General features: G+C 74.2%; 13 protein-coding genes. 11 read left to right on the top strand and 2 right to left on the bottom strand.

Annotated elements, in window-relative coordinates:
• Nucleotides 1-84: 84 nt before the first annotated feature.
• Entirely contained in the window at nt 85-771 is a 687-nt protein-coding gene (locus EV378_RS15540; protein ID WP_132425724.1) for a FadR/GntR family transcriptional regulator, read from the bottom strand.
• A gap of 55 nt (nt 772-826) precedes the next feature.
• Between EV378_RS15540 and EV378_RS15535 the strand changes: the two genes are divergently transcribed.
• The 11 genes from EV378_RS15535 to EV378_RS15485 all read left to right on the top strand — a co-directional run bounded on the left by EV378_RS15535 (nt 827) and on the right by EV378_RS15485 (nt 11,400).
• A complete protein-coding gene (locus tag EV378_RS15535) occupies nt 827-2,065 on the top strand; it encodes a CynX/NimT family MFS transporter (protein WP_424511242.1) in 1,239 nt (412 codons plus the stop codon).
• Between the two features lie 130 nt (nt 2,066-2,195).
• Nucleotides 2,196-3,419, top strand: coding sequence for a tryptophan synthase subunit beta (gene trpB, locus EV378_RS15530; RefSeq protein WP_132427967.1), 1,224 nt, complete (start codon nt 2,196-2,198; stop codon nt 3,417-3,419).
• Nucleotides 3,420-3,453: 34 nt separating this feature from the next.
• Nucleotides 3,454-4,230 carry a tryptophan synthase subunit alpha gene (gene trpA / locus EV378_RS15525; protein ID WP_132425721.1) on the top strand — a complete coding sequence of 259 codons (777 nt, stop codon included), beginning with the start codon at nt 3,454-3,456 and terminating at the stop codon, nt 4,228-4,230.
• Nucleotides 4,231-5,036: 806 nt separating this feature from the next.
• A complete protein-coding gene (locus EV378_RS15520; RefSeq protein ID WP_132425718.1) occupies nt 5,037-6,404 on the top strand; it encodes a ferredoxin reductase family protein in 1,368 nt (455 codons plus the stop codon).
• Nucleotides 6,405-6,423: 19 nt separating this feature from the next.
• The gene (locus EV378_RS15515) at nt 6,424-7,401 is read left to right on the top strand and encodes a DUF4142 domain-containing protein (RefSeq protein WP_132425715.1); all 978 of its coding nucleotides are present in this window, start codon (nt 6,424-6,426) and stop codon (nt 7,399-7,401) included.
• On the top strand, nt 7,398-8,294 hold the full coding sequence (locus EV378_RS15510) for a Pecanex-like protein 1 (RefSeq protein ID WP_132425712.1): 897 nt from the start codon (nt 7,398-7,400) through the stop codon (nt 8,292-8,294). The genes EV378_RS15515 and EV378_RS15510 overlap by 4 nt, the downstream gene beginning before the upstream one ends.
• A 41-nt stretch (nt 8,295-8,335) precedes the next feature.
• Nucleotides 8,336-8,926 (top strand): hypothetical protein, encoded by a 591-nt coding sequence (locus tag EV378_RS15505; RefSeq protein ID WP_132425709.1) that lies wholly within the window; start codon nt 8,336-8,338, stop codon nt 8,924-8,926.
• A gap of 28 nt (nt 8,927-8,954) precedes the next feature.
• Entirely contained in the window at nt 8,955-9,890 is a 936-nt protein-coding gene (locus EV378_RS36340) for a DUF6529 family protein (RefSeq protein ID WP_243653476.1), read from the top strand.
• A 52-nt stretch (nt 9,891-9,942) separates the two neighbouring features.
• Complete coding sequence (locus EV378_RS15495; RefSeq protein ID WP_132425705.1) at nt 9,943-10,407, top strand: Rieske (2Fe-2S) protein; 465 nt, start codon at nt 9,943-9,945, stop codon at nt 10,405-10,407.
• Nucleotides 10,408-10,418: 11 nt separating this feature from the next.
• A complete protein-coding gene (locus EV378_RS15490) occupies nt 10,419-10,985 on the top strand; it encodes a COG4315 family predicted lipoprotein (protein ID WP_132425702.1) in 567 nt (188 codons plus the stop codon).
• Nucleotides 10,986-11,049: 64 nt separating this feature from the next.
• Nucleotides 11,050-11,400, top strand: a complete 351-nt coding sequence (locus EV378_RS15485; RefSeq protein WP_132427963.1) for an ankyrin repeat domain-containing protein — start codon at nt 11,050-11,052, stop codon at nt 11,398-11,400.
• Nucleotides 11,401-11,494: 94 nt separating this feature from the next.
• Here EV378_RS15485 and EV378_RS15480 read toward each other — a convergent pair whose 3' ends face one another.
• A complete protein-coding gene (locus tag EV378_RS15480; RefSeq protein ID WP_132425699.1) occupies nt 11,495-12,364 on the bottom strand; it encodes an FAD binding domain-containing protein in 870 nt (289 codons plus the stop codon).
• Nucleotides 12,365-12,375: the final 11 nt, after the last annotated feature.

The following is a 12,375-nucleotide window of genomic DNA, read 5'->3' as shown; positions in this document are numbered from 1 at the left end:
ACCGCGGTCCGGGCACCGGTCACCCCCCGGGGTGAGCCGGGCCGACCGCCGTCGTGTCCGTCCCGCCCTCCGGCCGACCAGGCGTCAGGACCTCTCGATCAGGCGCTCCAGGAACTCGCCCGCCTCGCGGGCCGCGCGCTCGACGTCGCGCTCCGCGATGGCGTCGACCAGGCCGCCGTGCGAGACGTCCCGGTCGGTCCCGACGGTGTCCGGCATCGTCGTCGCGACGCTGCCCGCGACCGTCTCGACCACACCGCGGTACAGCTCCGCGAGCAGCGCGTTGCCGGAGCAGCGGACGACGGCCATGTGGAAGTCGGTGTCCGCGCGGGCGGCCCGCTCGATCGTCTCCGCACCTCCGTCCGCCACGGCGGCGACGGCGGCGTCCCGTTCGGCCTCGGCCTCGCGCAGGGCGGCGAGGTCGTCGTCGGTGCGCCGGGCGGCGGCCATCCGGGCCGCCTCGACCTCCAGCGTGCGACGGACCTCCAGCACGTCGCGCAGCTCGCGCCCGCACAGCGTGCGCAGCGCGCCGGAGAGCTCGCTGGTCGCGCGGACGTAGGTGCCGTCGCCCTGGCGGACCTCGAGCAGGCCGCTGTGCGCCAGCGCGCGGACGGCCTCGCGCACCGTGTTCCGTCCGACCTCTAACGTCGCCGACAGCTCCGCCTCGGGCGGGATGCGGTGGCCGACCGGCCACTCGCCGGACGAGATCGCGTCCCGCAGCTGCTCGATCACCTGACCGACGAGGCCGCCACGGCGCGTTGTGACCAGAGGCACCAGCTCATCCTCTCATCCGAACATCCTATGTTTGGCAGAATACCCGAACGTGACGATCGCGGACCGGGAGACACGAGCGGAAGAACTGGTCGGAACCGGGGCGGCCGAGTGGGCCGACCGGCGGGCCGCCCTGATCGGTACCCCACTGCTGATCGTCGGCGTCGCGCTCGCGGCGTCGAACCTCCGTCCGGCCGTCACGAGCATGGCCTCGGTGCTCGGCGAGGTCCGCGACGATCTCGGTGCCGGCTCGGCGTGGGCGAGCCTGCTCACGGCCGTCCCGACGATCTGTTTCGGCCTCGCCGCGATCGCCGCTCCGCTGCTCGGGCGCCGGTACGGGATGGCAAGGGCGGTCGCGATCGCGCTCTCCGTGCTCACCGTCGGGTCCGTCCTGCGGGTCGTCGACGGGCCGTGGGTCGTGCTCGGTGGCACGTTCGTCGCCGCGAGCGGCATCGCGATCGGCAACGTGCTGATCCCGGTCGTGGTCAAGGAGTCGTTCCCGCACGCCGTCGGACGCGTCACGGGTGTCTACACCGCAGCGCTCGCCGCGGGCGGTGGCATCGGAGCGGCGTTCACCCCGCCGCTGGAGTCGCTGCTCGGCGGGTGGCGCGGCGCCGTCGGGGCGTGGGCGGCGCTCTCCGCGGCCGCGCTGGTCGTGTGGCTGTTCGGTGCCCGCCACGGGCGGTCGGGCGGGCAGGCGTCGGCCGCACCCGTCCGTGCCCGGTCGATCTTCCGTAGCCCTCTGGCCTGGGCGATCACGGCGTTCTTCGGCCTGCAGGCGTGCGTCGCCTACACGGCGATGGGGTGGCTGTCCGAGCTGTTCGTCAGCCAGGGCGTCACCCGCACCGACGCCGGGCTGATGCTCGCGCTGATCAACCTGATCGGTATCCCGCTGAGCTTCGTCGTGCCGCCGATCGCGCTGAACCGGCGTTCCCAGTCCGGCTGGATCGTGGCGCTGGCCTGCTGTTCGCTGCTGTCGATCGCCGGGCTCGCGTTCGCCCCGGTCGCGACGCCGTGGCTGCCGTGGGTCTGGACGGTCCTGCTGGGCGTCGGGATGGCCGTGTTCCCGCTCGGGCTCGGCGTGATCACGCTGCGCACGCGCGTGTCGTCGGAGACGACCGACCTGTCCGCGATGGCGCAGGGCGTCGGCTACCTGGTGGGTGCGTCCGGCCCGTTCCTGTTCGGCGTCCTGCATGGTGTGACCGGCGGCTGGGCCGCGTCGCTGGCGCTGCTGGGCGCCGTCGTCGTGGCCGAGATGGTGCTCGGGTGGATCGCCGGACGACCGCGCTTCGTGTGAGCGTGCACGTGGCCTGACCACGGGAAATCGGGTGTTGCGCCGGTGCTACCGTCGATCGGTACCCACGCACGGCCCGGAGGAGAAGCCCGTGACCGACACCGCCCTTCCCCCGGCAGGGGGCGCGGCGCGACTGGTCGATGCGACCGGTCCCTACTTCGGCCGTTTCGGCGGGCGTTTCGTGCCGGAGGCGCTCGTCGCGGCGCTCGACGAGCTCGACGCCGCGTTCCGGGACGCTATGGCCGACGAGGAGTTCACCGGCCGGCTGGCCGAGCTGCACCGCACGTACTCCGGCCGCCCCAGCCTGCTCACCGAGGCGCCGCGGTTCGCCGCGCACGCGGGCGGCGCGCGGGTCTTCCTCAAGCGCGAGGACCTGAACCACACCGGCTCGCACAAGATCAATAACGTGCTGGGTCAGGCGCTGCTCACGCAGCGGATGGGCAAGACCCGGGTGATCGCCGAGACCGGGGCGGGACAGCACGGCGTCGCGTCCGCGACGGCGGCGGCGCTGCTCGGGCTCGACTGCGTCGTCTACATGGGCGAGGTGGACACCGAGCGCCAAGCCCTGAACGTCGCGCGGATGCGGCTGCTCGGCGCCGAGGTGCGTCCGGTCGCCTCCGGCTCCCGGACGCTCAAGGACGCGATGAACGAGGCCATGCGCGACTGGGTCACCAATGTCGCGGACACCCACTACCTGATCGGCTCCGTCGCGGGCCCGCACCCGTTCCCGGCCATGGTCCGCGACTTCCAGCGGATCATCGGCGTGGAGGCCCGTCAGCAGATGCTGGACACGGTCGGGCGGCTGCCGGACCTGGTGTGCGCGTGCGTCGGCGGCGGGTCGAACGCGATGGGGATCTTCCACGCGTTCCTCGACGACGCGGGCGTCGAGCTCGTCGGCTGCGAGGCCGGGGGAGAGGGCGTGACGACCGAGCGGCACGCGTCGTCGATCGGCGGCGGGGACGTCGGCGTGCTGCACGGGTCGCGCAGCTTCATCCTGCAGGACGCCGACGGGCAGACCCGGGAGAGCCACTCGATCTCCGCGGGACTGGACTACCCGGGCGTCGGGCCGGAGCACTCGTGGCTGCACGAGCTCGGCCGCGCGCGCTACGAGTCGGTCACCGACGACGAGGCGATGCAGGCGTTCCGGCTGCTGTGCCGCACCGAGGGGATCATCCCGGCGATCGAGAGCGCGCACGCGCTGGCCGGGGCCCTGCGCGAGGCCGAGCGCCTCGGCCCGGACGGCGTGATCCTGGTGAACCTGTCCGGCCGCGGCGACAAGGACGTGGACACCGCCGCGACGTACTTCGACCTCGTCGACGACGACGGCGCCGCGCACACCGACGAGACGGTCCGATGAGCGCCGCCGACGTTCTTCTTCCCGCGGAGGCGGAATGAGTACCGCGGAGCGGCTGGCCGCCACCCGCGCCGAGGGCAGGGCCGCGCTGATCGGCTACCTGCCGGTGGGCTTTCCGGACGTCGACACGTCGGTCTCCGCGATGCGGGCGATGGTCGAGTCCGGGGTGGACGTCGTCGAGATCGGGCTGCCGTACTCCGACCCGCTGATGGACGGCCCGGTGATCCAGCGCGCCACGCAGGCCGCACTGGACGGAGGTGCCCGCACGACCGACTGTTTCGTCGCCGTGCGCGGCGTGGCCGAGGCCGGAGCCCCCGCCCTCGTCATGACGTACTGGAACCTGATCGACCGATACGGCGTCGAGCGGTTCGCCGGCGACCTCGCCGAGGCGGGCGGGTCCGGCCTGATCACGCCCGACCTGCTCCCGGACGAGGCAGGCGAGTGGCTCGCGGCGTCCGACAAGCACGACCTGGACCGCGTGTTCCTCGTCGCCCAGACGTCGACGCCGCAGCGGCTCGCGTCGACGGCCGGCTTCAGCCGCGGGTTCCTCTACGTCGCCTCGCTGATGGGCGTCACCGGCGTGCGGTCGGTCGGCGCGGAGGCCGAGGACCTGGTCGCCCGCTGCCGTGCGGTCACCGACATCCCGCTGTGCGTCGGCCTGGGCGTCCGGACCGCGCAGCAGGCGGCCGACATCGCGCGCTACGCCGACGGCGTGATCGTCGGCACCGCGTTCGTGCAGGCACTGGCCGACGGCGGCGTGGACGCCGTCGGCGCGCTGGCGAAGGAACTCGCCGCAGGCGTCCGCGGCGGCTGACCTGCGCGGCCTCTCCCACCACCGTCCGACCGCCGGACCGGCGATGACCGCCGGACCGGCGATGACCGCCGGACCGGCGATGATCGCCGGTCCGGCCCGGATCCGCGCCGCTGACGACGTCGATCCGCCCAGAACCGGTGATCATGTCGGCGGGTGCCGGCCGTGATCGGCGCTCTGGCGAGCATCCGTGCCATGGGCGGCGCCGATCCGCGCCGAACCGGTGACCACGCGGCCCGGCCCGCGGAGCGTCGATCGGCGTCGCATCGGTCCTCGCAGGCGCTCGGGCGGCCCCGCAGGCCTGGCGCGGCATGCGGGGTCGGAGCGTCCCCTGGGAGGTACACGGTCGCTCCCGCTCGGCGGATGCGCGTCGCCGGGCCGGGCAGCCGGTCGGGTCCCCGCGCCGACCGTGCCGGACGTCCCGGCCACCTCGGCGGGTGCGCCGTCCGGCGTGCGAGCGGTCCGTTATGGACCGGTTTCTGAGAGTGCGCGCGCTGTCCGGACGCCACTGCTGAGCCGAACAGACGAACGCCGTCCCGCTCGTCGCGCTGCGCGACGCGGACGGCGGTCACGGTGTTCAGAGACGCAACCCCGGTGCCGGATGGCTTCCTATCGTCGTCCCCGTCGCGCCGCGGTCGCTCCCCCAACGATCCCGCGGTGCGGTCGGCACCGGGCCGAACCCCCGCGCCCCGGTGTGCTCCCCGAAGCGGAAGTGAACCGATGACCCACGCTCGTTCCATCCTGCCCGGACGCGCCCACCGGCGCGCTCCCGGCCCCTCGTTCCCCGGACGGCCGCGGCTGGACCGCAGGTGACCGCGCCGGTCCCCGGCCGGGACCGGCAGCGCGACGCCGACGCGTGGGAGTCCCACCGCCGTGCCCGACGGATCTGGGCGGCGGTACTGGTGTTCCTGCTGGCCGGCCCGGCGCTGCTGTGGGCGGTCACGTCAGGGCCGCAGCCGGTGTGGCACGAGCTGTCCGAGGTCACCGGCCTGGTCGCGCTGTCCGCGCTGGTCGTGACGGCGACGCTGCCGTCGCGGGTGCGCGGCCTGAGCCGGGCGCTCGGCCTGGAGACGCTGCTCGACCTGCACCGCCAGCTGGGCGTCGTGACCGGTGCCGCCGTCGCACTGCACCTGGCCTGCGTGATCGCCGCCGACCCGTCGCGCATCGGTCTGCTGCTGCCGCTGATCGCACCGGCGCGGGCCCAGGCGGCCGTGTTCGGCTCGGTCGCGCTCGGTGTGCTGCTCCTGCTCGCGCTGCGGCGGCATCGCTCGTCGCAGCCGCACGAGATCTGGCGGTGGGTGCACCTGGTGCTGGCCGCCGCCGTCGTCGGTGGGGCGGCGCTGCACGTGCTCTGGCTGGGCAACATGGTGGCCGACCCGCTGATGGGCCCGGTGCTGGCCGTGCTCGGCCTGCTGCTGACGGCCGTGCTGGTGTTGCGCTGGGGCCTGCGGGGGGTGTTCGAGCACGAGGGGCGGATGGTCGTCCGGGCCGTGCGTCGCGAGAGCGCGACCGTCAGCACACTCGTTCTCGCCGGACGAAGCAGGCACGCCAGTGCCTGGTTCCGGCCCGGCCAGTTCGCGTGGCTGCGCCTGGAGCGGTACTCCGTCGAGGAGCACCCGTTCACGATCGCGTCCAGCGCGCACGAGGCGGGGCGCGTCGAGTTCACGCTCCGGCACACCGGGGACTTCGCCGACCGCCTCCGCCGCCTGCCCCGCGGATCGACGGTCTGGGTGGACGGTCCGTACGGCTCGTTCACGACGGACGCCGTGCCCAGCGCCGGGTACGTGCTGATCGCCGGTGGCGTCGGGATCACGCCGATGATGAGCATGCTGCGCACCGCGGCCGACCGCGGCGACCCGCGCCCGTACCGGCTCGTGGTGCACGCCCGCGACCGCGCCGACCTGCTGTTCCGCGCCGAGCTCTCCCAGCTGCGGACCCGGTTGGACCTGGAGGTCACCGAGGTTCTGCGACGGCCGGAGCTGGACTGGGACGGCGCCACCGGACCGATCGACACGGCACTGCTGGCCGCCGTCCTGACCGATCTCAACACGCCCGGGACACGCCTCGACTACTTCATCTGCGGCCGGCCATCCCTGGTCACCGACGTCCTGAACACGCTCGCGGCCCTCGGCGTCCCGAACGACCGGGTGCACACCGAGCAGTTCGCGCCCCTCTGAGCCGAGAGGTACCACTCGTATGTCCCGCCGGATTCCGGCTTCGTTGCGCTGGACGATCCTCGCCGCCCTGCTCGGTGTGGGTGTCCTCGTGCTCGCCCAGTCCTGGAGCGCCGTCGCGCCCGCGGCGGACACGGGCTGGACGGAGACGCGTTGGGGACCGCTCGGCCCGGCCGACCGCGACCTGTTGCAGAGGGTCCGGCTGGCCGGTCTCTGGGAGGCACCGACCGGGCAGCAGGCCGAGCAGCGCGCCAGCTCGCCCGCCGTCAAGGAGGTCGGGCGGCACCTCGCGACCGAGCACGCTGACCTGGACAACCAGGTCCGCACGGTCGCCGACCAGCTGGGTGTCCTGCTCCCGAGCCGGCCGAACGACCAGCAGCTCGGGTGGATGAACGACCTGTCCGGCCGCGGCGGCACCGACTACGACAAGGCGTTCGTCCAGATCGTCCGGGCCGCCCACGGCCAGATCCTCCCGCTGATCGCCCAGGTGCGGGCAGGAACCCGCAACGACCTCATGCGTCAGTTCGCGACGACCGGCGACCAGTTCGTCTCGCGGCACATCGACTACCTCGAGAGCACCGGGCTCGTCGACTACGCGGCCCTTCCAGCACCCCCCGACCCGGCACCGGCCACGCCGCCGCGCCCGATGTCGAGCCTGGTCGTACCGGGCATCGTCGTTCTCGGCGCGCTGCTGGCGACCGTCGGCCTGCTGACGACCCTGCGGCGGCGCAGCCGCACCGATCCCGAACCGGTCCCGCTCGGCGCGCGCCTGCGGGCGGCGCGGGAGTTGATCCCGTTGCCGCGCGGGGGCCGGGAGGAACCACCGCAACCCGTTGTGCGGCACGGTCTTCCGATCGGACCACCGGACCCGTGGGACGAGCTCAACACCGTCCCGGTCACCGGCCCCCAACGCCTGGTCCCGCCGGACGAGGCCGACCCACCCGTCATCACCGGCGTCCGTCGACGCCACACCCGCCACACCCCGAGGAGCTCCCGATGACCCGACACACACAGCGCCGACGGATCGTCGTCGCCACCGTCGTCTCCGGCGCCCTGCTGCTGGTCGGCCCCGCCGCCTACGGCGTGGCGACCGCCGCCGACAAGATCGACAACCCGGCCGCGTCGTCGTCGCAGAACCCCGGCGACGACCAGGACCAGGACGGCTCGGGCGATGGGAGCGACGGGCAGTCCGGCAACAGCGGGGACGGCTCGGAAAGCACCAAGGACCAGCAGGGCCAGGGCGACCAGAACCAGGACGGCCAGAACGGCGGCGACCAGAAGCAGGACGGCCAGGGTCAGAACGGCTCGGGTCAGGACGGCAAGGACGAGAAGAACGACGACCCCAACGGGCTCGGCGTCCTCGCCACCGACTGTTCCGGCAGCACGCTGCAGCCGCACGACGGGTTCCAGAACGGCAACCGGTGCGTCAGCACGGCGTTCGGCGAGGTCGGCACGCAGGACAAGAACCCGTCGCTGCTCATCACGAGCGCTCCGACCCAGGTCTCGCCGGGGCAGGGCTTCCAGCTGACCGTCAGCACCCGCAACCTCATCCGCGACCGGTTCCTGGCCGCCGCGAAGGGCGGCTACTACAAGGAGTCCTCGCTGCTCAACGGCCAGGGCCTGCAACGAGGCCACTTCCACACGGCGTGTCGGGTCCTGCCGAACGCCGACGAGGCGCCGGATGCCGCACCGAAGCCCGAGTTCTTCCTCGCCACCGAGGACGGCAGCGGTTCCGCCACCCCGGACAAGGTCACGATCGACGTGCCGGGTGTGCAGCAGGCGGGCGACCTGCAGTGCTCGTCGTGGGCCGGTGACGGCTCGCACCGCATCCCGATGATGCAGCGCGCCGACCAGACGCCCGCGTTCGACTCCGTCCGCGTCAAGGTCGGCTGACCCGCACCACCACGTGACACCGGCATCCCCCGGGAGGACCCATGCCGATCCGAGGACCACTGGCGACACTGCTCGCGGTCGCCGCCACCGGCGCCGCGGTGGTCGCGACGAACGTCGTCCTGACCTCTGGACCGTCCGATGTGGAGCAGCCGACGGCCGCCCTGTCGGCGAGCCAGAGCGCGTACGGCCCCGGCGCGGCTGCCCCCGCACCGGCCGCCCCCGCGGCTCCGGCGGCGCCCGCCGCGGCACCGGCCCGTTACGACGGCCGCACGGCCGGTGACGAGGTCACCGTCCAGGTCACCGTCGACGGCGACCAGGCCAAGGCCTACATCTGCAGCAGGGACAAGGGCATCGAGAGCTGGGTGAAGGGCACCGTCGCCGACGGGAAGATGCAGCTCAGCGGCGACGACGGCGCATCGGTCGATGCGACCTCGGACGGCAAGGCGGTGTTCGGCACGGCCACGGCGAAGGGCAAGAGCTGGCCGTTCGCCGCCGCGGTGAGCAAGGACGCCGCGCCCGCCGCCGGGTCGGCCCCCGCGCCGTCCGCGCCCGCCGCGCCGGCCCAGCCGCAGCAACAGGCGCCCGCCGAGCAGCCGGCACCGGAGTCGTCGTACAGCAGTGGGGGGTACTGAGATGCCTCGATCACGGACCGACAGCCGCGTGACCGACCCGCACGGGATCCCTCCGGTTCCGTCCGATGTGGAGCCGGGTATCCCGCGCCAGCGGACCGACCGCCCGGTCCACGACCCGTGGGACCCGGCGTACGTCCCGGACCCGCGACACCCGGCGGCGTACCCCGGCGACCGGCTCGCCGACGGGCCGCGCGACGAGTGGCGCGCCGAGGAGCGCTACCCGGACGCGTTCCACGTCGACGACCCGTACACCCGCCACGGCGGCGACGCCTACGCGCGGGACACGGCCGTCGACCGTCCCGCGGGTCGTCGCCCCCGGCGCCGGGCCGCGGCGCAGGAGCGGCCGCGGCGCGCCCGACGCCCGCAGCCGGAGCGGCCGCCGCACGCGGACACGCTCGTCCGCACCCCGGACGAGCTGGAGCGCGACGGCGGCGGGCTGCGGTTCATGACCGTCGCCGTCCCGGTGGCCGTCGGGTCGCTGGTCGCGGTCGGGATCGGGGTGTGGGCCCGCACGAGCGACGCCACCGGTGTCGCGGTGAACATCGCCGGGTTCTCCAGCGCGGGAGCGGTGAAGACCTGGCTGGCCACGCTGGCGTTGGTGTTCGCGCTCGTCCAGCTGTGGACGGCGATGGTGATGCGCGGGCGCATCGGCTCGGGGCCGGGCGCGCGGACCGCGATGGTGCACCGGTGGTCCGGCCGGATCGCCGTGCTGGTCACGGTGCCGGTGGCGGTGCAGTGCCTGATCGCCATGGGCTGGTCCGGCGCGACGCCGCGGACGCTCGTGCACTCGCTGCTCGGCTGCCTGTTCTACGGCGCGTTCGTGACGAAGATGCTGCTGCTGCGACGGCGCGGCGTGCCGGGATGGGTGATCGCCGTCAGCGGTGGGCTGCTCCTGGCCGTGCTCGCCGGCATCTGGCTCACCTCGGCGCTCTGGTTCTTCGGCACGAAGGGCCTGACGTTCTGACGCCGTGACGCAGGCCGACCGTTCCACCCGACCCTGGAGGAGTCCCTCCGACGTGACCACCACCGACACCATCGCCCTGACCCGCCGGTCGCTGCTGGCTGCGGGGGGTGCGCTCTGTGCGACCTGCGCCGCGGGCTGCGCGACGTACGGGACGCAGAGCGCGGCACCGTCGTCCCCCGCCCCTGCGCAGTCCCCGCAGTCCGCCGCACCCGCCCCGCAGCAGGCCGCGCCCGCCGGGATCGCCGCCGTCGCCGACATCCCGGTCGGCGGCGGGACGGTGTTCGCCGACCAGGGCGTCGTCGTCACCCAGCCGACGCAGGGGACGTTCGCCGCGTTCGACGCGACCTGCCCGCACGCGGGCTGCAAGGTCAACGAGGTGGTCGACGGGTCGATCTCGTGCCCGTGCCACGGCAGCAAGTTCGCCGTCGCCGACGGCGCCCCGACCACCGGCCCCGCCACCACCGCGCTGGGCCCCCGGCAGGTCTCGGTCCAGGGCGACCGGATCGTCCTGGCCTGAGGAGGAGAACAGTGACACGCGTTCACCGCACCGTCGGTACCGCGATCGCCGGAGCCGCGCTGCTGGCCGCGCTCGCCGGCTGCGGCGGCACCCCGGCACCGGCCCCGACGGCTGCCGAGAGCCACACGGGCTCGCACACCATGGCCGACGGGCAGTCCATGTCGGACAGCGAGATGGCCGGCATGGAGGGCATGGACATGTCCGGGCACGGCGGCGACGGCCTCGCGCTCTGGGCGACCCAGAAGGCGGGTGGCACGGTCATGGTCACCGACGGGGACGGCAACCCGCTCTACCGCTCGAAGGCCGACGGGACGGCTCCGTCCCGCTCGTCCTGCGAGGGACCCTGCGTGGCGCAGTGGCAGCCGGTCACCGTCCAGCCCGGCGAGACGCCCGACCTGCTCGGGGTCCAGCAGGCGGCGGTCGGGATGCTGAAGCGCGCCGACGGCGGGACGCAGCTGACGCTCGGCGGCGCGCCGCTCTACCGGCACGCGGGCGAGGCCGTGCAGCAACCCGACCCGAAGCAGTTCGCCGCGCAGGGCTGGTACATCGTGAACCCGAGCGGTCAGCCGGTGACGTGACCGGACGGGACCTACGGTGGAGGCCGTGGAACCGGACCAGGACGCCGTCGATCTCGCGCACCGGATGTTCGACCTCGCCCGCGAGGGGGCGACCCGGGAGCTGGCCGCCTACGTCGACGCCGGCGTGCCGGTGAACCTGACCGACCCGAAGGGCGACACGTTCCTCATCCTGGCCGCGTACCACCGGCACGCGGACACGGTCGCGGCGCTGCTGGAACGCGGCGCCGACCCGGCCCGGACGAACGACCGCGGCCAGACCGCGCTGGCCGCGGCCACGTTCGCGCAGTCCGCCGAGTCCGTCGGCGCGCTCCTCGACGCCGGCGCCGACCCGTCGCAGGGCAGCCCCTCCGCGCGCGAGACGGTCCGCTTCTTCGGCCTGGACGCCATGGCGGACCTGCTCCGGCGGCGGGCGTGACCACACCCGGTGCCCGACCACGGCGCCGGACCCGTGCGGGCGACCTGCCACCTCACGTCGTGCCTGCTGCTGTCCACGGTCGCCCCGGTCGCTCTCACCTCTGCGCGGCGCGGGCGGTGGCACGGTCGAGCGCCCGGGCGACGAGCTCGCTCACCAGGTGCCGCTTGTACTCGACCGGCCCCCGCTGGTCGGCCACCGGCCGGCACGTGGTGGCGGCGATCCGGCCGGCCTCCGCGAACGCCGCCGGGTCCGCGGCACGTCCGTGGAGGTACCGCTCCGCGTCCGGCGCGGTGAACTGCGGTGCCCCGACGGCGGTCAGGCCCAGTCCGGCGTCGACGATCGTCCCGGCCCGGAGCCGGACGACGGCGCCCGCGGCGGCGACGGCCCAGTCCCCGGCGCGTCGGTTGACCTTCAGGTAGGCGCTGCCCGTCCCGGGGGGTAGCGGCACCCGCAGCTCGACCAGGACCTCGGCCGCTCCGACGGCGGTGCGGTACGGCCCGTCGAAGAACTCACGCACCGGCACCGTGCGCTCGCCGGACCCGCCGCGGATCACGGCCGTCGCGCGGAGCGCCGTGAACGCGCCGGACAGGTCCTCGGACGGGTCGGCCTGGCAGAGCGAGCCGCCGACCGTTCCCCGGTTGCGCACGACCGGGTCGGCGATCACCCGCTCCGCGTCCACGAGCATCGGGACGTGCTCGGCGACCAGCGGCGACTCGAGCAGCTCCGTGTGCCGGGTCAGCGCGCCGATCCGGAGCTCGGAGTCCCGCACCTCGATCCCGGCGAGCTCGGTCAGCTCGTTGATGTCGACGAGCATCTCCGGCTGGGCGAGCCGGAGCTTCATCATCGGGATCAGGCTGTGCCCGCCGGCCACCAACCGGCACTCCGGCCCGTGGCGCGTGAGCAGCGCGACGGCGTGCTCGACGTCGGTGGCCCGCTGGTACTCGAAGTGGGCGGGGACCTGCACGGCACCTCCTC

The sequence above is a fragment of the Pseudonocardia endophytica genome (assembly GCF_004339565.1).
GTDB lineage: Bacteria > Actinomycetota > Actinomycetes > Mycobacteriales > Pseudonocardiaceae > Pseudonocardia > Pseudonocardia endophytica.
This window is presented reverse-complemented; position numbering and strand designations above follow the sequence as displayed.